The following is a 21,767-nucleotide window of genomic DNA, read 5'->3' on the forward strand; positions in this document are numbered from 1 at the left end:
AAAGATGGATATATATAATTTTATTATACAATTAGCAGCAGGGTTTATTTCAACATTGGCTTTTTCATTTTTATTTAATGCACCTAAGAAATCTGTTTTAGTTTGTTCTGTAATAGGAGCAGCAGGGTGGTTAGCATACTATTACGTAAAGTTGATTTCAGGAATTATAATAGCCAGTTTTTCAGGAGCGATAATTATCGGTGTTTTGGCTTCCAGTGCTTCAAAGAAATTAAGAATGCCGGCGACTATATTTATTTACACCGGTATTATTCCATTGGTTCCGGGATATGGAATGTATCACACAATGAGAAGTTTGGTTACTAAAAGTTATCATTTAGCGGCGAAAATAGGGATAGATACAATACTTCAAGCAGGAGCTATAGCGGTTGGAATTTTGATAGCTTCGATGTTTTCATCATCAATAAGAAGGGTAAAAATACAAAGAAAAAGATAGTTTGTATATTTTACTCATAAAATGTTAATTCATAAGTGATTATGTAAGAGAAGTTTTCGCTTATGAATTATTTCTTTTATTAACACTTTAAAAGATTATATATTTTTACTATAAATATCATATTTTTCTATGGAGTAGACTTTAATAGTGGAGATAAATATATAATTTTCCACGTTATATTCTCAGCCCAAAAATTAAAAAATTTTTAAAAATTTTATTGACAAAAATAAATTTTTAGTATAGAATATAATCTGTGAGTAATTAATAAATATTTTTAAGCGGGTGTAGTTTAGTGGTAAAACCTCAGTCTTCCAAACTGATGTTGTGAGTTCGATTCTCATCACCCGCTCCATTTTTTTGTTTAGTTTTCCACAGTAGCTCAGTTGGTAGTAGCATCTGACTGTTAATCAGAGGGGCGCGGGTGCGGAGTTTTGTACGGTTGTCAGTCACCCGTACATTTTTTTGTTTTAGTGTATAATTATTATAAAATTTAAATTTATGATATAATTGTTCTTGATAGAAAACAATTTATAAAACGATATTATATAAAAGTACAATGTATAATATAAATCCAGTAGATTAATAGGAGAATAATATGTTTTTAGATGAAGTAAAAATATTTGTCAGATCCGGTGATGGAGGTAACGGGCTAGTAGCTTTTAGACGTGAAAAGTACGTGCCTAAAGGCGGTCCTGCCGGTGGTGACGGTGGACGCGGAGCAAACGTAGTTTTTGTCGTTGATGAAGGACTGAGAACATTCATGGATTACCGTTACCAGAAGAAATTTGTTGCTCCGAGCGGAGAAAATGGAATGAGCAAGGGTATGCATGGAAGGAAATCAAAAGATTTATACTTAAAAGTACCGCCGGGAACGGTAATAAGAGATACTGATACAGGAGAAATATTAGCCGATTTAGTAGAACATAAACAAGAAGTTATTGTTGCACGTGGCGGACGTGGTGGACGCGGTAATTGTCGCTTCGCTACACCATCTAATCCGGCACCGGAAATTGCTGAAAATGGAGAACCTGGGGAAGAACGTAACTTAACATTAGAATTAAAACTAATGGCCGATGTCGGTTTAGTCGGCTTTCCGTCTGTTGGGAAATCTACATTATTGTCAATTACTTCAAAAGCAAAACCTAAAATTGCAGATTATCATTTTACCACACTTGCTCCAAACCTTGGAGTCGTAGAGACAAAGGATCATAGAAGCTTTGTTATGGCGGATTTACCGGGGCTTATTGAAGGGGCCAGCCAAGGTATTGGTTTAGGGCATCAGTTCCTACGTCATATTGAGCGTACAAAAGTAATTGTTCATGTTATTGATATGTCAGCAACTGACGGTCGAAATCCTTACGAAGATTATAAAATTATTAACTCCGAACTTGGCGAGTATAATATGCGCCTATTAGAAAGACCGCAAATTATTGTAGCTAATAAAATGGATATTCCGGGCGCAAATGAAAATTTAACAGAATTTAAAAAACAGTTAGAAAAAGATAAACAGGAAGTAGAAATCATTGAAATTTCCGCATTTACACGTAGTAATATTGATAATTTATTGTATAAAATATGCGATATATTAGATAATATTGATCCTAATATAATGTATGAATTAGATGTAGAAGAAAAAACAATGGAAAATCGTGTATTGTATAAGCATAAACCGAAAGATGAAACATTTAAAATTACACGTGATGATACCGGTGCTTATGTTGTAAGTGGTCCCGGTATAGAAAGAGCGTTTTTAATGACTGATTTCAATCGTGATGCGTCTGTAAGACGTTTTGCACAGCAAATGCGTTCAATGGGTGTTGATGATAAGTTGCGTGAACGTGGTTGTAAAAATGGTGATACAGTAAGAATATTGCAAGGTGAATTTGAATTTGTAGAGTAGGTGAATAAAATATGGACAAAGAAAAAATATATTATATTATTAGAGAAGATGTGTTACCCGAAGCGGTAAAGAAAACTTTAACAATGAAAAAAGCACTGGAAGAAAATCCTAAACTGTCTATATTAGAGGCATCAAAACGTTTTGATTTAAGTAGAAGTGCATTTTACAAATATAAAGATACAATATTTCCAATTCAGGATATACATAAACAATCAATTTTATCATTATCAATTGATGTAGATGATATTCCCGGCATTTTAGGTAGTATTCTATCTGTTGTTAATGAAGAAAAGTGCAGTGTTTTGACTATTCATCAAACGGTGCCTATTAATACAAGAGCGACGATTATTATTTCACTTGAACTTGATTTAGAACATACCAATATTGATAAACTTAATGCACGTATAGAGAAACTTGATTATGTAAATGAAATTAAAGTAATTGGCATGAGTATCTAGTGTAATGTTATTTTAAAAAGAGGGCAGATTTATTTATGACGAATCAGTCCAAAAGTTAAATTTTTATAAAGATGCCATATTTAATTTAGATACAGTAGTTTACAGGAGTTCAAATTTTCTTCAAAATTACTTTTAGAACACCTAGTAAATATTATGAGGGGTAACTTGTTAAAATCTTGTTTCAAGAAATAACGATTTTAGGGTTGCTCCTATTTTTTATTTAAGTAAAACTAGAAAGGTTATTATAATGAAAAAAAATGAAATTTTTACCGGAACAGTAGTAGACTACACACATGACGGTTTGGGTATAGTAAAACTTGATACATTTCCCATTTTTATCGAGGATGTAATAGTAGGAGAAGAGATAGAATTTAAGATTATTAAGTTAAAAAAAAATCTTGGGTATGGAAAATTAGTACAAATTATAACAAAATCTAGTGAGCGGGTAGATGGCATTTCAAAAACATCCGGTGCAAATTTGGTTCATATGAGTTATAATGAACAGCTACGTTTTAAAACAAACAAAGTTCGGAATATTATGGATAAAACATTAGGGAAGAACAAGGTTAAAGTATTAGATATATTAGGTGCCAATAGACCATACCATTATAGAAATAAGTCCGTTATACCGGTACAGAGAATTAAAAATGAAATAAAAATGGGATATTATAAATCGCGTAGTCATGATGTTATTAATGTTGAAAAATGTTATATTCAATATGATGAACATAATAAATTAATGAATGATATTCGTAATTTAATTAGTGAAATGAATTTATCTGTCTATGATGAAGCAACACACACCGGAGCAATCCGCCACATTATGCTCAGAACCAATACTAGTAAAACGGAAATAATGGTTGGTATTATTGCTAAAGAAAATTTTAATCAATTGGATAATTTTGTTAATAAAATAGTTGAGTTAGATAATCGTATTGTTAGTGTTATACTTAATATTAATAGTAAAAAAACAAATGTCATTTATGGTGATACTACAAGAGTTTTATATGGGCGAAATTATATTACGGACAAATTAGCCGGAATTAAATTTAATATTTCTTTGCGTTCGTTTTATCAAATAAATCCTATTCAAACAATAGTTCTTTACAAGAAAGCGCTAGAATTAGCAGAATTAGGAGAAAACGATATAATAATTGATGCTTATTGTGGAATTGGTACTATAACTTTATTTGCAGCTCAAAAAGTAAAGAAAGTCTACGGTATAGAAGTAATAGATGTAGCTATTGATAATGCTAGAGAAAATGCTCAGTTAAATAGTATAAATAATGTGGAATTTTTATTAGGAAAAAGTGAAGGTGTAATTAAAAGTTTAATTTCACAGAATATAAAAATAGATGCAGTAATTGTTGATCCGCCGCGTAAAGGGTGTGAGGAAAGTTTCTTATATGACTTAGCAAGTATGAATATAAAAAAAATAGTTTATGTAAGTTGTAATCCGGCAACTTTAGCACGAGATATGAAAATTTTACATAACTTAGGATACACATTAGGGGAAGTTCAACCGGTTGATATGTTTCCGGGAAGTTATCATGTGGAGTGCATAGCGTTGATACAAAGAGTGAAATCGTGAAAATCCTGCATTTTAAGCAGTTTTACAAGCATTATGTATTTGTAGAAGATGGCGAAGGTGGACGAAAAAAAGTCCTAAAAAATTATATAGATGTGAATGTTTGCATTGATATGGTGTGTGGAGATACAAAGTATGAATTGGGAAGTGAGGAATAAGAAATGATGAGATGGATAATAAAAATAATCTTATTTCCAATCAGCTTGCTGCTGAGTATCCTTACTGCCTTTCTGACATTTATACTTGGCATAGGAACAACTATTCTGTATTTCTTAATGCTGATGTGTATAGTTGCTGCAATAGGATCATTTATGCAAAAAGATATATCACTTGGCATTGAGGCATTGGTATTAGGATTTTTGTTAAGTCCTTATGGAATACCGATGGTCGGAGCAGCTGTTATAGCATTCCTTCAGGGAATCAATGAAGCAATAAAATCAATATAAAAAATTTCATAAAAATGGTTACCAAAGGCGATAGAAGAAAACTATCGTCTTTTTCTTTGCAAAATTTTAAGGAAAGGAGGTAAAGCGATGGACTTTGACTATTTCTATAACAGAGAAGCAGAAAGATTTAACTTTCTAAAAGTACCTGAAATATTGGTAGACGGAGAAGAATTTAAGGGACTGTCTGCTGAAGCAATTATCCTTTATTCTATGCTTTTGAAACGAACAGGAATGTCCTTTAAGAATAACTGGATAGACAAGGAAGGTAGAGTATTTATCTATTTCACAGTAGAGGAAATTATGAAAAGAAGAAATATTTCAAAGCCTACTGCCATAAAAACATTAGATGAGTTAGACAGCAAAAAAGGGATAGGACTGATTGAAAGAGTAAGGCTTGGACTTGGTAAACCGAATATCATATATGTCAAAGATTTCATGAGTGTATTTCAGGTAAAAGAAAATGACTTTCAGAAGTTAAAAAACTTTACTTCAGAAGTAAAAGATGTTGACCTCAGAAGTAAAGAAAATGAACTTCAAGAGGTTAAAAATGTTGACCGTAACTATATAGAGAATAATAAGAGTAAGTATAGTAAGAGAGAATATAGTTTTGGTATAAACGGACTTGGAACATTTCAAAATGTATTTTTAGCTGCTGAAGATATATCCGATTTACAAATCATAATGAACTCACAGCTTGATAATTACATTGAAAGACTATCAGCATATATCAAAAGCACCGGAAAGACCTATAAAGACCATAAAGCGACAATACTTTCTTGGTTTTATAAAGATCAGGGAAGAAGTAAAGAAGTGAAAACATCAAATATCCCGACATGGGAAGAATATGATAAAGGAGAACACCTATGATGAAAGAATTAGAAAAAGTAATGATAGAAGATGTAGAGTATTCTTACGATCCTGAAAAAGAATATATCAAGGACGGACACGCATTTTGTAAAGTTTGCCATGAAAGAAAAGACGGAAAAGTGATGGAGTTCTTTGATAACAAGATGATATTTAAGATTTCTTGCAAATGCGATAGAGATAGAGAGGCAAGAGAAAAAGAAAGACAAAAGCAGATGGAGATTGAACGATTAAAGAGTAGCTGCTTTAACTCGATTATTCAGTGGTCATACACATTTGAAAATTATCAGGGAGAAGAAAACCAAAGCCTTATCATTGCAAAGAACTTTGTAAAAGACTATGAGGAAATGAAAAAAGAAAATATCGGACTCCTTTTTTATGGCTCAGTAGGTAGCGGAAAGACCTATCTTGCCTGCTCCATTGCAAATAGCCTTATTGAACAGTATCGAATAGGTGTTAAAATAAGAAATTTTTCACAGATTATCAATGAACTGCAAAAGGGAGGATTTGATTTTGACAAGAACGCATATATTGAATCCCTTGTAAATACTTCCGTTCTTATCTTGGATGACTTAGGAATAGAAAGAGATACAAGCTATGCCAAAGAGCAAGTATATAACATCGTGAATAACAGGTATTTAAAACAGAAACCGACTATCTTTACCACTAACCTTTCATACGACACAATCCAAAATTGTAAGGATAGCGTAGAGTATCAAAGAATCTACTCAAGAATCATAGGGATGTGTATTCCTGTTATGGTTGTAGGAGAAGATTTTAGAAAGGTTATTCAAAAGGACAAACTGAATCGGAATAAGGACAGACTGCTGAATGGAGGTGAGAAAAGTTGATCAATGAAGAAATAGCAAGAAAAACGCTGAATATGGAAGTTAGAGCTGCTAAAGTAACAGGAAAGCTAATTCTGAACTTATTAAAGAAATTGATGAAAGAAGCAGAAAAACTTGGAGGACTTGAAAAGCTGGTTAATACTAACGGGAATGAAGTAAAGCTAAAAGATATGGTTAAAAAGGGACAGCTTGAAGAAATTCCGGTTGAAGAAGCAGAGCTTAAGGAGCTGAAAAAAGAACTTAATCGGTATGGCGTAAAGTTTTCAGTGATGAAAGATAAGAAAACAGGTAAATACTCTGTATTCTTTCAAGCCAAAGATATGAAAGTGATGAATAAAGCCTTTAAGCATGCCCTGTCAGAATCGGAAAAGAAAACGGAAAGAAAAGAATCTATCCATAAGAATATTGAGAAGTTCAAGGAGATGTCTAAAAACTCTGTTTCCAAAGATAAAATCAAGAATAAACAAAAGGAGCAGAGCCTATGATAGATAAAATATTAAAGGACATCAAAGGCTTATTTAAGGTGCAAGATAAGGTAAAGTTTCTAAAGCAGAACATTCCCTATCTTGTATTTTTCTATATAGGTAATATCTTTTCACATCATGTAAGAGCCTATATAGGTGGCGATACTATTGACAAAATTTTTCAAGGGATATTAGAGATTAATACGATGAGCTTTCTTCCAAGCCTTCATCCTACGGATATTATAATGGGCGTGGTAGTAGCTGTTTTAATCAAAATTATCGTATATACCAAAGGGAAAAATGCTAAAAAGTTTAGACAGGGGAAAGAGTATGGCTCAGCAAGATGGGGAACGAAAAAAGATATAGAGCCATATATGGATGAAAAGTTTCAAAACAATATCCTACTTACGCAAACAGAACGATTAACTATGAATGGCAGACCGGCTAATCCTAAGTATGCAAGAAATAAGAATGTTCTTGTCATCGGTGGATCAGGAAGTGGAAAAACCCGATTTTATGTCAAACCTAACTTAATGCAGATGCACAGCAGCTATTGTGTAACTGATCCGAAAGGATTAACCTCATAGGGACAGAGAAAATAAAAAAACTTGGAAAGGAGGTAATTCTCATGTCAAATACGAAAAGAACAGGACAAACAGCTCTTTATGAGCGTTTAAGTCGAGATGATGAAATGCAAGGAGAAAGCAATTCCATCACTAATCAAAAACAGCTGCTTGAAAGCTATGCAAAAAGAAACGGCTTTGTAAATATCTATCACTATACCGATGATGGAGTAAGCGGAACAACCTTTGATAGACAGGGATTTCAAAAGATGATAAAAGCAGTAGAAGAAAACAAAGTATCTACTGTGATAGTAAAAGATATGAGCAGGTTTGGCAGAGATTACCTCAAAGTAGGTTTTTACACTGAAATACTTTTCAAAGAAAAGGGAGTAAGGTTTATCGCCATCAATAACGGAATAGACAGTGAAAAACAAGCAGAAAGCGACTTTACCCCATTTCTAAACATTATGAATGAATGGTATGCAAGAGATACCTCAAGAAAAATACAATCTATATTCAGAGCAAGAATGGAAGAGGGCAAAAGAGTATCGCCAAGCGTTCCATACGGCTATTTTAGAAACCCAAAGAACAAACAGGAGCTACTTGTCGATAAAGAGAGTGCAAAGGTCGTAAAACGCATTTATAATCTTGTAATAGAGGGATATGGAGTAACACAGATAGCAGATATACTAACCAAAGATAAAGTCCTTATTCCATCAGCTTATGCAGAGATACATCACCCCGAAAATAATCATAGCTCAAAGAAAAGAGGAATAGAAGACCCATATTTTTGGACACCGACCACAGTAGGCTATATCTTAGAAAAAAGAGAATACATGGGACACACTGTACTTGGTAAAACAATATGCCTTGATTACAAAACCAAGAAACGAAGAAAGGCAAAAGAAGATGAACTCATTATCTTCAAAAATACCCATGAAGCCATCATTGATGAAGAAACATGGAATAACGCCCAAAGGCTAAGAAAAACAGTAAGAAGAAGTCCGAAGTACGGGACAACCTCACACCCATTTACAGGGCTTTTAATCTGTTCAGATTGTGGAGGTAAATTAAGCTACAGAGAGCCGGCAGAACATAAAGAAAAGAAATACGATAGTGATTACTCTTTTGTATGTCAACATTACAGACACAGAAAAGGCACTTGCAGTATGCACTACATCAAAGTAAAAACAGTAAATGAAATTCTCCTAAAATCAATCAAAGAAATCACAGACTTTGCCAAAGAAGAAAAGCAAGAATTCCTAAAAGTGATGAACAAATTATCCGATGAAAAAAGAGAAGAAAAGTATCAAGGAGATAAAGAGAAGTTAGAAAAACTGTCATCAAGAAATACAGAACTAACCACCCTTATTACAAAACTATACGAAGACCACGCACTTGGAAAAATTCCTGTAAAACACTTTGATAGATTATTTAATACCTATGATACAGAGCAACAAGACTTAGAAAAACAAATACAGTATTTTGAACAAGAAATTGAAAGCTATCATCAAAGAAAAGTTGACACCGATAAATTCCTAAAAATGATAGAAAAATATACCAATATTGAAAAACTTACAGTAACTATGATAAATGAATACATTGAAAAAGTTGTAGTCCATGAATCTACAGGAGGAAGAAAAGGCAAATACAGAAAACAACAAGTTGATGTTTACTTTAACTTTATAGGCAACTGTCAAGTACCACAGAGTGAAGAATAATGTATATAATTTTTATGGAAGTAATCATTTGAGATATACTTAAAACTTGCGATTTTGCAAGTTTTTTGTTATAATAAATTATATTTGGAGGTATAAAATGAATGTATCTTATCAACCGCTTTGGAAGATTTTAGAAGATAAAAAAATGAAGAAAAAAGACTTGATTGAGATAGCAAACATTTCAGAGAATTGTGTTGCTAATATGGGTAACAATAAATATGTTTCAATGGCGAATATTAGCCGTATATGCGAAGCTTTAGAATGTACCCCCAATGATGTATTTCAGTTCTGTGCAAGTGATAAAAGATAAGGAGGATAGGACTATGACTAAAAATTCAAGAAAAAAGAATATTGTTCTTTCTCCTGTAGTAAAGTGGGTTGGTGGCAAAAGACAATTATTAAGTGATATAGTTCCGCTTATTCCAAAGACATTTTCTACTTATGTTGAGCCTTTTGTAGGTGGAGGAGCGGTCATATTTGATATTCAGCCTAAAAAGGCAATTATAAATGATTTTAATAGTGAGCTTATAAATATTTATAAAGTAATTAAAGAGAAACCTAATGAATTAATTTTAGCTTTAGAAAATCATGAGCGACTTAATTCAGAGGAATATTTTTATGAAGTTAGGGCATTAGACAGAAATGAAAAATATGGGGAAATAAATGACATTGAGAAAGCTGCAAGAATTATTTATTTGAACAAAACGTGTTACAATGGTTTATTTAGAGTAAACCAAGCAGGTCAATTTAATTCTCCTTATGGTAAATACAAAAATCCTAATATAGTTAATATGCCCGTTGTATTAGCTATGTCGAAGTATTTTAATGAAAACAATATAAAGATAATGAATGGAGATTATAAAAACTCCTTAAAAAATTTAAGGAAAGGTGCATTTGTATATTTTGATCCACCATACATGCCGATTTCATCCTCATCTTCTTTTACAGGTTATACAGAAAATGGATTTGATACGAAACAACAAATTGAACTTAAAGAAGAGTGCGATAAATTAAACTCTAAAGGAGTAAAATTTTTATTATCAAATTCAGATCACCCTTTCATTAGAGAATTGTATAAAGATTATGAAATTATTACTGTAAAAGCAAAGCGTTCAATAAATAGTAATGGTAATAAACGTGGAGAAATAAATGAAGTATTAGTAAGGAATTATGATTAAAATGAATGTGAATGAAGCTTGGAGTAAACTTTTTGAAAAATATGATATTCTCAATAAAATTCAGAGCGAGGGTGCGTTTTTCATTACTGCCAATCAAATAAAAGAATTTAAGGAACCACGATTAATGGCGAAGTGGGACAGTTCTGAAAATTTGCCCAGTATTTTCAAAAAGCACAATATTAATATTTTGCCAATTAGTAGAAACGGATATGTTTTAAGTGATTTTAAGTTGTATGAACCAATTCCTGAATTAGGGGAACATATAACAGAAATGCAAAAAGTTGAAATTCCAGAATATGAAACTATTGATATTGGTAATATATCATCGGAGGCGAATGCGATTAATGTTTTAATGCTTTCAAAAATATTAGATGATTTTTTAGATGAAGATGATAATGTTGCCACATTTAATGGAAGAATGGGAACAGGAATTTTCAGTTTTCGTGTAGATAGACATAGAGGGAGTTCTTTTAAAGTTGACGTAAAAAATGCACAATGTGAAATTGATGGAGGAATGGAAAATAATAATTCCGTTGTTATTTTAGAAGCAAAAAATGTTGTTCATCCGGATTTTCACATCAGACAGCTTTATTATCCGTATAGATTGTGGGCAAGTAAAGTTGTCAAGCCTATTAGACTCGTTTTTTCTATTTATTCAAATCAGATATATAGACTATTTGAATATGTGTTTGAAGATAAAGACAACTATTCATCAATAAGATTAGTTAAATCTAAAAATTATTCTTTACAAGATACAGACATTGCTTTAAATGAACTTTATGATGTGTATTCGGATGTAAAAGTTATTTATGATGATAATCAAAATAACACTAATATTCCTTTTATACAGGCTAATTCTTTTGAAAGAATTATATCACTAATGGAGATTTTATTTGAAGAAAATAAAACCACAGAAGAAATTGCTGAAACTATGGAATTTGATTTAAGACAGTCAGATTATTATTACAATGCTGGTAAGTATCTTGGATTGTTTGAAAAGAAAGATGTTGAAGACGAAGAAAAGATAGTAAAAAAAGTTTCATTATCCAAATTAGGAAAAGATACAGTAAAACTTAGATATAAAGAACGCCAATTAAAATTGGTCAGTTTGATTTTAGAACATGAAATATTTAATAGGCTATTTATAAAAGTTTATAATAGTGGAGAGTTACCTACAAAAGAAGAAATTCAAAATATTATGAGAGAAAATAATGTGTGTAATGAGGGGCAGATAGTTAGACGTTCCAGTTCAGTTTATTCATGGCTTAAATGGATATTTAATTTACAAAACATATAAAACCTAAAAGCATATTTTTATTTAGTACAGACAGAAGTTTATTGTTGAGATAGCAGAAATGTTATCTCTTTTTTGTTGCTCATAATTAAAAAGAAAGGACAAAGAAAATGAAAAACATAGATGAAAAAATCTTAATGGCAGAAGAAGAAATTAAGCAGTTACAAAACAAAAGAAAAAAGCTCATCAGTCAACAGAAACAGGAAGAACGAAAAAAGCGAGATAGACGCCTTTATGAAAAAGGAGCAGTCTTTGAAAGTATCTTTACTGAAAGCAAGGATTTTACAAAAGATGAATTTTATCAGCTCATCACATTCCCAAATATCAAAGAAGAAGTCAATCAAAAAATTCTAAAAATCATAGAGAAGCGAGGACAAAGCGAAAATCAAAATACAGAAAACCAAGAGGAAGAAATAGACACAGAGGAGTAGTCCCTTGTTTACAAGGGCGCACTTATACACCCTAAAGGGTGTGTGCGTTCTCCGAAGGCTCTTGCAGAGAGCATATCAGCTAAAGCTGATACAGGGGAGCTACACTCCCCTACGGAAATAAATTTCCTACCCCTTATGTACTTACCAAAAGAAATCGGATAAAAACAATCCGATTTTTTTAGTAAGTCTTTATCATCGCCACCTTGCCCACATCAAAAAGAGAGGAGGTTTTTTCTTATGGCGATATATCATCTTTGCATAAAGATTATCTCAAGAGGTAAAGGCAAAAGTGCAGTAGCAGCTTCCGCCTATCGAAGTGGCGAAAAGATAAAAAACGAATATGACGGCATAGTCCACGACTTTACAAGAAAAGGAGGAATAGCCCATACAGAAATCCTATTGCCACAAAATGCACCACAGGCATTTTTAGACAGGGGAACATTATGGAATAGCGTAGAGAAAATAGAAAAGAGTAAAAACTCACAGCTTGCAAGAGAAATCGAAATTGCTTTACCTAAAGAACTAAATCGAGAAAAACAGATTGAACTTGTTAGGGAGTATGTAAAAGAAAATTTTGTAAATGTTGGTATGTGTGCCGACATTGCCTTACACGATAAAAATGATGGAAACCCACACGCACATATCCTACTAACAATGCGACCGTTAAATGAAGATACAACATGGGGAGCAAAATCAAAAAAGGAATATATCCTTGATGAAAACGGAGAAAAAGTAAAACTTAAAAACGGCAATTACAAAACAAGAAAGATAAATACAACGGACTGGAACGAGCAAGAAAAGGCTGAGCAGTGGAGGAAAGCATGGGCAGGTATTACAAACAAATATCTTGAAGGAAACAGCATACAGGAAAAAGTAGACCATCGTTCCTATCAAAGACAGGGCATAGAGCAAATACCGACAATTCATTTAGGAGTATCAGCAACTCAAATGGAGAAGAAAGGTATTGTTACAGACAGAGGAAATATCAATCGGGAAATCAGATATCAGAACAAAATATTAAGAGAAATCTCAAGAAGAATAAAAGCCTTATTAAATTGGATAAGGGGAATTGGAAAAGAAGAAAAAGCAGAAACGGAAAACATAAAATCTACCCTCCCACCAAAAGAAAACCTATTATCTGTTTTTGAAAATCTTATCCGTAACAATGCAGATAACTATAATGCAGACTTAGAAAAATATATTGAGAGTTATCAGCTACTTAAAGAGAAAAACATCACTTCATTATCGGAGTTAAAAGGAAATATACTTGCTTTAAGAGATAAGAACTACAAGACTACAAGAGTCTTAAAAGATGTTGAAAAGAAAGTGGATGATAACACCAAACTTATCGAACAAGCAGAGAAGTATTTGAAGCATAAAGACATCTACAAAGCCTATACAAAATTGAAGAAAAGCAAACAGGAATATTTTTACAACGAACATGTCGCAGAGCTTATTTTGTTTGAGAGTGCTAAGAAATATCTGAAAGAGCATTTAGGAGAAAACAAGACCTTAGCCATCAGTAAATGGAAATCAGAACTTATCACTTTGAAGAAAGAGAAAAAGAGCCTATACAATCAAATATTAGAAATACGAGAAGAAGTTGAACAAGCTGAAAAAGTTAAGACTTGTATTGAACAGTTACAGGAACATTCAAAGCAACTAACACAGGTAAAATGGAACGAGTTAGACCTATAAAATCAAGCGAAAAAATGGTATAATATTAAACAAGTATTTGATTTTGGAGGTGCTTAAATTCATGGATGAAAGAGAGAAAATCATTCGTTTATGGTTTGATATGTGGCTTACACAACAAGACTTAGGAATAGATGATATTTTTTTGGATGATGTGATTTATATTGAGAGTTGGTGTCCTAAGTATGAAAATCGGCAAACAGTAAAGCACTGGTTTAATGAGTGGAATACAAGAGGAAAAGTTCTTGCGTGGGATATAAAGCAATTTTTTCATAAGGATAATCAAACTATTGTAGAATGGCACTTCAAAAATAAAATGAATGAGGGGAAAGTTGAAGAATTTGACGGTATCTCTTTGATTGTTTGGACAGCCGATAATAAGATAAAAGCGTTGAAAGAGTTTGGTTGTAATTGTAACAACTACAATCCTTACAAAGAGAGTGAAACACCATTATTTAGAGATGAAAAAGTAAATTGGTTTTGAGGAGATAAAATATTGATGGAAAGTAGACCTGAGTTTGACAAAATTACATCGTTTGATGAATTTACTAAATACTATTGGTATCGTGAAGAACTTTCACAGATATGCAAGTCATTAGGATTAGAATATAGAGGCACAAAACAGGAACTCAATTATATTATTGAGCAATACTTTAAGGGCAATTTGATTAAAAAATCATCAATAAAAAATGAAAAGAAGCAAGTGGAAAATATTACTTTAGATACACCATTACTTGAATGTGGTTTTTCTTTTAATGCAAAGTTCAGAGAATATTTCACTGTTTTAACAGGTATCTCACCATTTAAATTTACTGCTGATATGGCAACAGTTTGGAGAAAAGTAAAAAGAGAAAATGATTTGAGTTTTACAATTCAAGATATGCTAAAAGTTTATTATGGGAAATCAGATTATGCAAAGTATGATAATTCGGTTTGTCAATGGAATCAATTTTTAAAGGATTTCTGTGCAGACGAAAATAGTTGCAACTACTCAAACAAATTAAAAGTAGCTTCTATTCTTTGGAAAGAAGTCAGAAATTCAAGAAATGAAAAAATTTATTCAAAGAATCTTTTGACTGAATATGCCGATAAAATAAAAGAGTATTGCAAGTAGGATATTTTTAGCTTGCTAAACTAACAATTCAATAAAAGCTAACACGAAAGCAGTAAATCAAAAAGGTTTGCTGTTTTTTCTTTGCTTAAAAACGGAAAGGAGGACACATGGAAGAAGAAAAAAGAGTAATAAAAGAACCACAACATAAACAGTTAATAATGGATATTGGAAAAACAAAATACACCGTAAACTTACATTTCAAGCAAGGTACAGGGGAAACATACAAGGATAAAATACTAAAGCTAATCAAGAGAGAAACAGAGAAGATATAAATTTATCAAAAAAATTTTGTTTATGTCCTTGACAAATCTTCCCAAAAGGAACAATAGTCCTTGAGTGTGGCAAGATGCTTGAGGATAATGGCTATGAGATTAAAATCTTAAATACCATTAACTTCAAAAAGTCCATGAAATACAATCCCTTTGCCTATATCCGTTCTGAGAAAGACATTCTGAAATTGGTGCAGACAATCATAGCAAATACGAAAGGAGAGGGCGAAAAAGTAGGTGAAGATTTTTGGGTCAAAGCTGAAAAGCACTACTATACAGCCCCTATCGGCTACATCTTCTATGAAGCTCCAAGAGAAGAAAAGAACTTTGCAACACTTCTTGATATGATAGACGCTTCAGAAGTTAGAGAAGATGATGAAACCTATATGAATCCGATAGACAGACTCTTTGAAGCACTGGAAAAGAAAGAGTCTACACACTTTGCAGTGAAGCAATATAAAAAGTATAAATTGGCTGCCGGAGTAATAGAATTAAGAAGAACACTTCATCACTATTTGAGTGAAAGATGTTTTGCTTAATTCTTTTTTTATTTGAAAAATTAAGGGAAAGGAGGTAATCGTGAGGAACTACGAGAAAATAACCGCCTTGTATGAAAGGTTAAGTCGAGATGATGAACTACAAGGCGAGAGCAATTCGATCGTCAATCAGAAGAAAATTTTAGAAGAATACGCAAAGAAAAATCATTTGGAGAACATCATTCATTTTACCGATGACGGAATCAGCGGAACACAGTTCGATCGTCCGGGATTTATGGCAATGATGAACGGAGTCAATCAAGGGAATATCGGTTGTATCATCGTAAAAGATATGAGTAGACTGGGCAGAGATTACCTCAAAGTCGGTCAATGTATGGAGATATTAAGGCAAAAGGGAGTTAGGCTCATTGCCATCAACGACAATGTAGATAGCTTTTACAAAGACGATGATTTTACTCCATTTCGAAACATTATGAACGAGTGGTATGCGAGAGATACCTCAAGGAAAATCAAGTCCACATTCAAAGCGAAAGGAGAAAGCGGAAAACACACAGGAAGCAGTCCACCCTATGGATATATCAAAGACAAGGACGATAAAAATCAGTGGATTATTGACGAAAAAGCGGCAGAGATTGTCCGAAGAATATTCCATCTGACAATGGACGGAAAAGGACCCTATGCCATTGCAAGGATATTGGAAGCCGACAATGTAGATATACCCGCCTATCATCAGCAAAAATTGGGATATGGACTACATCAAAGCAAAGTGTTTGAATATCCGTATCGTTGGTGCAGTTCCACGATTGTAAGTATCTTAAAAAAACAAGAATACTTAGGGCATACGGTCAACTTCAAAACAAGAAAGCATTTCAAAGACAAGAAAAGTAAATATGTATCCGAAGATAACTGGCTCATCTTTGAAAACACCCACGAGCCGATTATCGACCAAGAAACCTTTGATAATGTGCAGAGAATACGAGGAAATGTCAAACGCTATCCTGACGGTTGGGGCGAGTACCACCCCCTTACAGGACTGATGTATTGTGCTGATTGTGGTAGTAAAATGTATGTTCACAGAACGAGCAACTACAAGAATATTCCCTATTATACTTGCAGTGCCTACACAAAAGTACCTTGTGGAACACTTTGTCCCTCCGCTCACAGGATAAAAGCGGAAGTGGTATTAAATCTCATTCAAAGCACCCTACAAGACATTAAGAAAAGCCTTGATGAAGATAACGAAGCCTTTCTCCATTCCATTCAAGACGAAATGGAAGAAAGCGAGAAAATGGAAATGGAAAAGAAAAGGATAAGGCTCACAGATAGTAAAAATAGGCTTCAGGAACTGGAACGCTTAATGTGTCGAATATACGAAGATATGATACTGGAGAAAATACCGAATACCCGATATGAAATCTTAAACAATCAGTATGAAACCGAGCAAAGGGAACTTAGCAAAGAAATCGATGGATTGGAAAAAGCTATCAAGCGATACGAAAAAGAAACCGATAGAGCCAAGAAGTTTATCCGATTGATCGAACGCTATGATAACTTTGATGAGTTGACACCGACCATCATCAACGAGTTTGTAAAAAAAATCTTAGTCCACGAACGAGATCGAAAAGGCAGTCAAACCGCCAATCAGAAAGTCGAAATCTACTTCAACTTTATCGGCAACTATGAACCTCCGAAAGAAGAATTATCCGAAGAAGAAATGCAGAAATTAAGGGAGGAGGAAGAAAAAGAACGGGAAAGAAAAGACAGGCTTCATCAAAACTACCTCAATCGTAAAGCAAACGGCAAGCAAAAAGAATATGAGGACAGATACAAGGAGAAAAGGGAGCAACTCAAACAGGAGAAACTTAAAACGCTGAAAAAAAGCGGAATACCACTAAGTGAATATAAAAAGTTAGTGAAAAAAGAAGCCTAATTATAGACTTCTTTTTTTCACGCACTCAATGTAACAGATCTTATCGAATTACAAGTTATGTTTTGTCATATTTTTAATAGATTGCTGATAGAACTCAATTTTATCATCTAAATTTTGAAGATACTCAGTCCATTTTAGTTGCTGTTCTAAAACATAATTCCTGTGTAATTGGAGAATTTGTAATCGTTCAGGCATTGTAATCGAGCCAACATATCGTAACTCGGAATAATGTTGAATATCTTTGATAAGCATTCCTGTTTCTTTCAGCCGTCTTATAAATTTTATCCACTCTATATCGCTTTCTTTATAATATCTCCTACCATTTTTGTCTCTATCTACTTTGAGTAACCCTTTTTTTTCGTAGTAACGAAGGGTGCTTGCTGGAAGATTTGTTTTATTTGCAATTTCGCCTATTTTCATTGCAGATGACTCCTTTCCTAATTTTTAAAATTCATAAGTAAAAGAACTTGACTTAAACCAAAGTTTAAGTAGTATAATTATATTATAAAAGAAAAAAGGAGGTGAATTCAAGTGAAAAGTAAACGATTTGAAATAGGTTTAGAACAATTACAAGAAATTGATGGTGTGAGTGGCGAAAAAGTTATACAAACATTAGAAGATATTGCTCCAGATTTAGGAGAATATATTATCGAATTTGCATTTGGAGATATTTATAGTAGACAAGGACTTTCTTTGCAAGAAAGAGAAATGATAACTATCACAAGTTTATTGACATCAGGAGGGTGCGAACCACAATTAGAAGTTCATATTAATGGATCTTTAAATGTAGGAATATCTCCAGAAAAAATTATTGAGACATTTATTCAGTGCATTCCGTATGTGGGTTTTCCAAAAGTCTTAAATGCTACATTCGTTGCAAAAAAAATCTTTTCTGAAAGGAATCTTACTTTAGGTAGTAACACAAACGACGGGAGGTAATATATCACCAATAAAAAATAAAGAAGCTATGTGGAATGAAATAACGAGTGATTTTTCACTGATTTTTTGCTGAAAAACCAAAAATCATAATTTTTGAAAGAGGACTATTTACGCCAAAGTGTAGAAGTCCTCCTTTTTTATGCTCAAAAACCAAAATCAGAGAGCAGAAAAAGGAGGATTATACAATGGATAAAAAAGAATATTTCCTTTATGTCAAAGGAAAAGAGGTTAAGGTAAATGAGGAAATATACAGAGCTTACTGGAGAATAACGGAACACGAAAAGTATCTCCAAAGAAAAGATTGGAAGTATAATGTACTTCCCTTTTCTGTATTTGACTATGACGGACATTTTATAGATAACATCGTAGATGAAAGCATTGATATTGAAAAAATTGTAGAAGTAAAAATGCAAATCGAAGAACTGAATAAGGCATTAAATTCCCTTACAGAAGAAGAAAGGGATATCATTACTGCCATATTTTTCAGAGATGAGAGTTTACGGTCTATTGGAGAAAGAAAAAACAGAAGCTATCAGGCAATCGGGAAAAGGAGGGATAAGATTTTAGAGAAATTAAGAAAACTCTTAGAGGGTAAAATCTAATAAAGCGAAAAGGTTAAGTATCAAAGAAAGGTGCTTAGCCTTTCTTTATTTGGAACGCAACAATATTGAAACGGAGGAATGAAAAATGAAAGAGTTAGAAAAAGCGATTGATCAATTAAAAAAAGAAAACGACAGAATAGAAAAGGCACAAAACAGAGCAAAGTTACTCAATCAAAAGATAAATAAACTTAAAAGGAATGCTGAAACAAAAAGAAAGGTACAAAAAGGTGGAGTATTTGAAGCCTTTGAAAGAGAAATTACAGGTAGGCAAGAAGATACAAATAACGATTTAATCTATGACTTTTTAGACTATGTACTATCAGATAATAGGAATAGAGAAAAGTTAAAAGAACTTACAGAAATTCATTTAAGAGAAAAAGAAATCTCATTAGAAGAAAATCAAAATCTTGAAGAAGAAAACGTAAATGATGATTTTGAAGAACCGGAAGATTAAGAATAGAAAAGACAAAAATGTATTAGAGCTTGAGACGGAGCAAAGTGAGAAATATTTTAACACTTTGCTTTTTTGTGGATTTGAAAATCTACAAAAAGCAAAGTTCACAGGGGTCTAAGGGGGAGTAGCCCCCTTGAACAAATAAAAATGCTTTAGCGTTTTTGTTTCCTTAGCGGAGCTAATAGCTTTCCGCAGGAACGCAAAGCACCGTAGTCAAACGGTGTATCTTTGCGCCCTTTGAAAAAGGGAGCGAAGATACTGCCAAACATAGAGACGACAAAATATAAAAACAAAAAACGGAAAGGAGAGAAAAAGTTAATGGAAACCAAAAGTTTGCATACTCATGTAGATATAGTTGCAAGGTCAAAGGGGCATAGCGTGATTGCAAAAGCTGCATATAATGCAAGAGATAAATTACAAGATGAATACTATGGAAAAACACATGACTACTCTAAAAAAACTGACCTTGTATTTTCAAAAATATTTCTACCGGAGCATATACCAAAAGAGTTTTCAAACAGAGAATACCTATGGAATGAAGTTGAGAAAATCGAAAAAAGTAAAAATTCACAACTTGCAAGAAATCTACTCTTTGAACTTCCAAGAGAATTAAATGATGAAGATAGGATAAAACTTATCAGTGAGTTCATAGAAGAAAATTTTACTTCTAAAGGAATGATAGCAGATTGTAATATTCATAATCCTATGGCAAGTGATAATGAAGAACAACCACACGCTCATATTTTGCTCACTCTTAGAGAAATGGACGAAAAAGGAAAGTGGAAACCCAAGAGCAGAAAAGAATATATCCTTGATGAAAATGGAGAAAAGGTGAAACTGAAAAGTGGAAACTATAAATCAAGAAAAGTGAACTTAAATGATTGGAATGAACCTGACAAGGCAAAAGAATGGAGAGAAAACTTTTCAAAGAAAGCAAACGAATACTTGGCAAGGAACAACATAGATAAAAGAATTGATCCACGCACCTTTGAAGAACAAGGCAGAGAAGAACTCCCACAAATCCATTTAGGAACAAGCAGTTACCAAATGGAGAAAAAAGGCATACAGACAGAAAGAGGAAACCAAAACAGAAAAATCATTGCCTTGAATTTAGAATTTAAGAAATTAAAAGAGGAGCTATCAAAACTTACATCTTGGATAGGCTCGTTACTTGGGAGTCTGCAAGTAAAATATGATGAATATAAACAGGAGAAAAAAGAAGAATATGAGAACAAAGCGGAACTCTTTAATCTCTATGAGTACATTTCCATCTATTACGATATACAGGGAGAAAAAGCAAGAAAACTAAACCCCTATGCAAGCAACAAAAAGATAGGAGCAGACCTAAGACGATTTTCAAAAGCAAGGATATATTTATCAGATAACGGATTAAAGACCATAGCAGACCTACAAGAAAAGATAAGCACATTACAAGCAAAAAATAAGAAGATTAGTCAAGACATCAAGGCGAAAACCACAAGAATAGAAAACTTAAATAAATGCTTTGCCTATGCAGACATCATCAAGGATAACAAACAAGTCTTTGAAGAATGGAACAGTAAATCTCTATTCAAAGATAGTTTTTACAATTCTCATAAAGATGAAATTGACAAGTACAAAAGAGCAAGGGCAATCCTTGAAAAGATAACAGGCTTATCGGCTATCAAGATAAAGGACTGGCAAAAAGAAATCCAAAGTCTTGAAAGTGAAATATCAAAACTCAATATACAATCTCAAAAAGTCAAAGAAGAATACGAAAGTATCAATCATATCAAGTATGCCGTAAAAACCGTCAATGAAGATTATGGCATAGACTTATCTATTGAGATTGACAAGGCAATCAAGAGAGGAGAAAAACCAAGTGTCATTGCACAGATTAAGAAGTATCAAGAGCAACAAGAAAAGTATGAGCAGAGAAAAGAGAAGGTAAAGGACTATTACAGGAATGAGGAAAGATGAAGTCCTGAAATGGGATACCATTTAAGGGGGTGAACAAATCGTTCACTCCTATAAGCTGACGCACTGTTTCAGTGCATAAGTTTTGCATACCCGGTTTTA

26 protein-coding genes and 1 tRNA gene are annotated in these 21,767 nt (G+C 32.9%); 26 read left to right on the forward strand and 1 reads right to left on the reverse strand.

Annotation, left to right across the window (positions count from 1 at the left end; genetic code table 11):
• Window positions 1–4: 4 nt before the first annotated feature.
• The 22 genes from AXE85_RS02630 to AXE85_RS02730 all read left to right on the forward strand — a co-directional run bounded on the left by AXE85_RS02630 (window position 5) and on the right by AXE85_RS02730 (window position 17,714).
• Window positions 5–454 carry a threonine/serine exporter family protein gene (locus tag AXE85_RS02630; RefSeq protein ID WP_062173019.1) on the forward strand — a complete coding sequence of 150 codons (450 nt, stop codon included), beginning with the start codon at window positions 5–7 and terminating at the stop codon, window positions 452–454.
• A 278-nt stretch (window positions 455–732) separates the two neighbouring features.
• Window positions 733–806: transfer RNA gene (locus AXE85_RS02635), tRNA-Gly, on the forward strand.
• A 243-nt stretch (window positions 807–1,049) separates the two neighbouring features.
• Window positions 1,050–2,354, forward strand: a complete 1,305-nt coding sequence (gene obgE, locus AXE85_RS02640; protein WP_062173020.1) for a GTPase ObgE — start codon at window positions 1,050–1,052, stop codon at window positions 2,352–2,354.
• A gap of 11 nt (window positions 2,355–2,365) precedes the next feature.
• Complete coding sequence (locus AXE85_RS02645) at window positions 2,366–2,812, forward strand: ACT domain-containing protein (RefSeq protein WP_062173021.1); 447 nt, start codon at window positions 2,366–2,368, stop codon at window positions 2,810–2,812.
• Between the two features lie 247 nt (window positions 2,813–3,059).
• On the forward strand, window positions 3,060–4,403 hold the full coding sequence (gene rlmD, locus AXE85_RS02650; RefSeq protein ID WP_062173022.1) for a 23S rRNA (uracil(1939)-C(5))-methyltransferase RlmD: 1,344 nt from the start codon (window positions 3,060–3,062) through the stop codon (window positions 4,401–4,403).
• Window positions 4,400–4,558 (forward strand): hypothetical protein, encoded by a 159-nt coding sequence (locus AXE85_RS08370; protein ID WP_003042651.1) that lies wholly within the window; start codon window positions 4,400–4,402, stop codon window positions 4,556–4,558. Before rlmD ends, AXE85_RS08370 begins: the two co-directional genes overlap by 4 nt.
• 3 nt (window positions 4,559–4,561) lie before the next feature.
• Complete coding sequence (locus tag AXE85_RS02655) at window positions 4,562–4,846, forward strand: CD1845 family protein (protein WP_006906349.1); 285 nt, start codon at window positions 4,562–4,564, stop codon at window positions 4,844–4,846.
• 87 nt (window positions 4,847–4,933) lie between these two features.
• Window positions 4,934–5,713: a replication initiator protein A gene (locus AXE85_RS02660; protein ID WP_062173023.1), complete on the forward strand. Its 780-nt coding sequence runs from the start codon at window positions 4,934–4,936 to the stop codon at window positions 5,711–5,713.
• Window positions 5,713–6,561 (forward strand): ATP-binding protein, encoded by an 849-nt coding sequence (locus AXE85_RS02665; protein WP_442899682.1) that lies wholly within the window; start codon window positions 5,713–5,715, stop codon window positions 6,559–6,561. The genes AXE85_RS02660 and AXE85_RS02665 overlap by 1 nt, the downstream gene beginning before the upstream one ends.
• Window positions 6,558–7,043: a PcfB family protein gene (locus AXE85_RS02670; protein WP_062173025.1), complete on the forward strand. Its 486-nt coding sequence runs from the start codon at window positions 6,558–6,560 to the stop codon at window positions 7,041–7,043. The genes AXE85_RS02665 and AXE85_RS02670 overlap by 4 nt, the downstream gene beginning before the upstream one ends.
• A gap of 38 nt (window positions 7,044–7,081) precedes the next feature.
• Entirely contained in the window at window positions 7,082–7,609 is a 528-nt protein-coding gene (locus AXE85_RS02675; RefSeq protein WP_442899683.1) for a type IV secretory system conjugative DNA transfer family protein, read from the forward strand.
• Window positions 7,610–7,650: 41 nt separating this feature from the next.
• Window positions 7,651–9,306 (forward strand): recombinase family protein, encoded by a 1,656-nt coding sequence (locus AXE85_RS02680; RefSeq protein ID WP_062173027.1) that lies wholly within the window; start codon window positions 7,651–7,653, stop codon window positions 9,304–9,306.
• Window positions 9,307–9,403: 97 nt separating this feature from the next.
• On the forward strand, window positions 9,404–9,616 hold the full coding sequence (locus AXE85_RS02685; protein WP_002694906.1) for a helix-turn-helix domain-containing protein: 213 nt from the start codon (window positions 9,404–9,406) through the stop codon (window positions 9,614–9,616).
• Between the two features lie 13 nt (window positions 9,617–9,629).
• Window positions 9,630–10,484, forward strand: coding sequence for a DNA adenine methylase (locus AXE85_RS02690; RefSeq protein WP_009525604.1), 855 nt, complete (start codon window positions 9,630–9,632; stop codon window positions 10,482–10,484).
• Between the two features lies 1 nt (window position 10,485).
• Window positions 10,486–11,781 carry a type II restriction enzyme gene (locus AXE85_RS02695; RefSeq protein ID WP_009525605.1) on the forward strand — a complete coding sequence of 432 codons (1,296 nt, stop codon included), beginning with the start codon at window positions 10,486–10,488 and terminating at the stop codon, window positions 11,779–11,781.
• A 107-nt stretch (window positions 11,782–11,888) separates the two neighbouring features.
• On the forward strand, window positions 11,889–12,209 hold the full coding sequence (locus tag AXE85_RS02700; RefSeq protein ID WP_014262136.1) for a DUF3847 domain-containing protein: 321 nt from the start codon (window positions 11,889–11,891) through the stop codon (window positions 12,207–12,209).
• A gap of 237 nt (window positions 12,210–12,446) precedes the next feature.
• Window positions 12,447–13,907, forward strand: a complete 1,461-nt coding sequence (mobQ, locus tag AXE85_RS02705) for a MobQ family relaxase (RefSeq protein ID WP_062173028.1) — start codon at window positions 12,447–12,449, stop codon at window positions 13,905–13,907.
• A gap of 61 nt (window positions 13,908–13,968) precedes the next feature.
• On the forward strand, window positions 13,969–14,388 hold the full coding sequence (locus AXE85_RS02710) for a nuclear transport factor 2 family protein (protein WP_006627246.1): 420 nt from the start codon (window positions 13,969–13,971) through the stop codon (window positions 14,386–14,388).
• A 15-nt stretch (window positions 14,389–14,403) separates the two neighbouring features.
• A complete protein-coding gene (locus tag AXE85_RS02715; RefSeq protein WP_006627245.1) occupies window positions 14,404–15,018 on the forward strand; it encodes an SAP domain-containing protein in 615 nt (204 codons plus the stop codon).
• A 107-nt stretch (window positions 15,019–15,125) separates the two neighbouring features.
• Window positions 15,126–15,290 (forward strand): transposon-encoded TnpW family protein, encoded by a 165-nt coding sequence (locus tag AXE85_RS02720; protein WP_006627244.1) that lies wholly within the window; start codon window positions 15,126–15,128, stop codon window positions 15,288–15,290.
• Between the two features lie 74 nt (window positions 15,291–15,364).
• On the forward strand, window positions 15,365–15,826 hold the full coding sequence (locus AXE85_RS02725; RefSeq protein ID WP_062173029.1) for a type IV secretory system conjugative DNA transfer family protein: 462 nt from the start codon (window positions 15,365–15,367) through the stop codon (window positions 15,824–15,826).
• Window positions 15,827–15,866: 40 nt separating this feature from the next.
• The gene (locus AXE85_RS02730) at window positions 15,867–17,714 is read left to right on the forward strand and encodes a DUF4368 domain-containing protein (protein ID WP_062173030.1); all 1,848 of its coding nucleotides are present in this window, start codon (window positions 15,867–15,869) and stop codon (window positions 17,712–17,714) included.
• 48 nt (window positions 17,715–17,762) lie between these two features.
• Here AXE85_RS02730 and AXE85_RS02735 read toward each other — a convergent pair whose 3' ends face one another.
• Entirely contained in the window at window positions 17,763–18,134 is a 372-nt protein-coding gene (locus AXE85_RS02735) for a MerR family transcriptional regulator (RefSeq protein ID WP_062173031.1), read from the reverse strand.
• A gap of 111 nt (window positions 18,135–18,245) precedes the next feature.
• Between AXE85_RS02735 and AXE85_RS02740 the strand changes: the two genes are divergently transcribed.
• From AXE85_RS02740 to mobQ (AXE85_RS02755), 4 genes are all read left to right on the forward strand, one after another.
• Window positions 18,246–18,653 carry a carboxymuconolactone decarboxylase family protein gene (locus AXE85_RS02740; protein ID WP_197415960.1) on the forward strand — a complete coding sequence of 136 codons (408 nt, stop codon included), beginning with the start codon at window positions 18,246–18,248 and terminating at the stop codon, window positions 18,651–18,653.
• Window positions 18,654–18,838: 185 nt separating this feature from the next.
• Complete coding sequence (locus AXE85_RS02745) at window positions 18,839–19,255, forward strand: sigma factor-like helix-turn-helix DNA-binding protein (protein WP_062173033.1); 417 nt, start codon at window positions 18,839–18,841, stop codon at window positions 19,253–19,255.
• A gap of 85 nt (window positions 19,256–19,340) precedes the next feature.
• Window positions 19,341–19,709 carry a hypothetical protein gene (locus tag AXE85_RS02750; protein ID WP_062173034.1) on the forward strand — a complete coding sequence of 123 codons (369 nt, stop codon included), beginning with the start codon at window positions 19,341–19,343 and terminating at the stop codon, window positions 19,707–19,709.
• A gap of 318 nt (window positions 19,710–20,027) precedes the next feature.
• Entirely contained in the window at window positions 20,028–21,668 is a 1,641-nt protein-coding gene (gene mobQ / locus AXE85_RS02755) for a MobQ family relaxase (RefSeq protein ID WP_062173035.1), read from the forward strand.
• Window positions 21,669–21,767: the final 99 nt, after the last annotated feature.

The organism is Gemella sp. oral taxon 928 (assembly GCF_001553915.1).
Taxonomy (GTDB): domain Bacteria; phylum Bacillota; class Bacilli; order Staphylococcales; family Gemellaceae; genus Gemella; species Gemella massiliensis.

Bases quoted from the DNA above. Each gene is read 5' to 3' on its own strand.
- AXE85_RS02630 (WP_062173019.1), top strand. From the start codon at position 5: ATGGATATATATAATTTTATTATACAATTAGCAGCAGGGTTTATTTCA.
- obgE (WP_062173020.1), top strand. From the start codon at position 1,050: ATGTTTTTAGATGAAGTAAAAATATTTGTCAGATCCGGTGATGGAGGT.
- AXE85_RS02645 (WP_062173021.1), top strand. From the start codon at position 2,366: ATGGACAAAGAAAAAATATATTATATTATTAGAGAAGATGTGTTACCC.
- rlmD (WP_062173022.1), top strand. From the start codon at position 3,060: ATGAAAAAAAATGAAATTTTTACCGGAACAGTAGTAGACTACACACAT.
- AXE85_RS02655 (WP_006906349.1), top strand. From the start codon at position 4,562: ATGATGAGATGGATAATAAAAATAATCTTATTTCCAATCAGCTTGCTG.
- AXE85_RS02660 (WP_062173023.1), top strand. From the start codon at position 4,934: ATGGACTTTGACTATTTCTATAACAGAGAAGCAGAAAGATTTAACTTT.
- AXE85_RS02665 (WP_442899682.1), top strand. From the start codon at position 5,713: ATGAAAGAATTAGAAAAAGTAATGATAGAAGATGTAGAGTATTCTTAC.
- AXE85_RS02680 (WP_062173027.1), top strand. From the start codon at position 7,651: ATGTCAAATACGAAAAGAACAGGACAAACAGCTCTTTATGAGCGTTTA.
- AXE85_RS02685 (WP_002694906.1), top strand. From the start codon at position 9,404: ATGAATGTATCTTATCAACCGCTTTGGAAGATTTTAGAAGATAAAAAA.
- AXE85_RS02690 (WP_009525604.1), top strand. From the start codon at position 9,630: ATGACTAAAAATTCAAGAAAAAAGAATATTGTTCTTTCTCCTGTAGTA.
- AXE85_RS02695 (WP_009525605.1), top strand. From the start codon at position 10,486: ATGAATGTGAATGAAGCTTGGAGTAAACTTTTTGAAAAATATGATATT.
- AXE85_RS02700 (WP_014262136.1), top strand. From the start codon at position 11,889: ATGAAAAACATAGATGAAAAAATCTTAATGGCAGAAGAAGAAATTAAG.
- mobQ (WP_062173028.1), top strand. From the start codon at position 12,447: ATGGCGATATATCATCTTTGCATAAAGATTATCTCAAGAGGTAAAGGC.
- AXE85_RS02710 (WP_006627246.1), top strand. From the start codon at position 13,969: ATGGATGAAAGAGAGAAAATCATTCGTTTATGGTTTGATATGTGGCTT.
- AXE85_RS02715 (WP_006627245.1), top strand. From the start codon at position 14,404: ATGGAAAGTAGACCTGAGTTTGACAAAATTACATCGTTTGATGAATTT.
- AXE85_RS02720 (WP_006627244.1), top strand. From the start codon at position 15,126: ATGGAAGAAGAAAAAAGAGTAATAAAAGAACCACAACATAAACAGTTA.
- AXE85_RS02725 (WP_062173029.1), top strand. From the start codon at position 15,365: ATGCTTGAGGATAATGGCTATGAGATTAAAATCTTAAATACCATTAAC.
- AXE85_RS02735 (WP_062173031.1), bottom strand. From the start codon at position 18,134: ATGAAAATAGGCGAAATTGCAAATAAAACAAATCTTCCAGCAAGCACC.
- AXE85_RS02745 (WP_062173033.1), top strand. From the start codon at position 18,839: ATGGATAAAAAAGAATATTTCCTTTATGTCAAAGGAAAAGAGGTTAAG.
- AXE85_RS02750 (WP_062173034.1), top strand. From the start codon at position 19,341: ATGAAAGAGTTAGAAAAAGCGATTGATCAATTAAAAAAAGAAAACGAC.
- mobQ (WP_062173035.1), top strand. From the start codon at position 20,028: ATGGAAACCAAAAGTTTGCATACTCATGTAGATATAGTTGCAAGGTCA.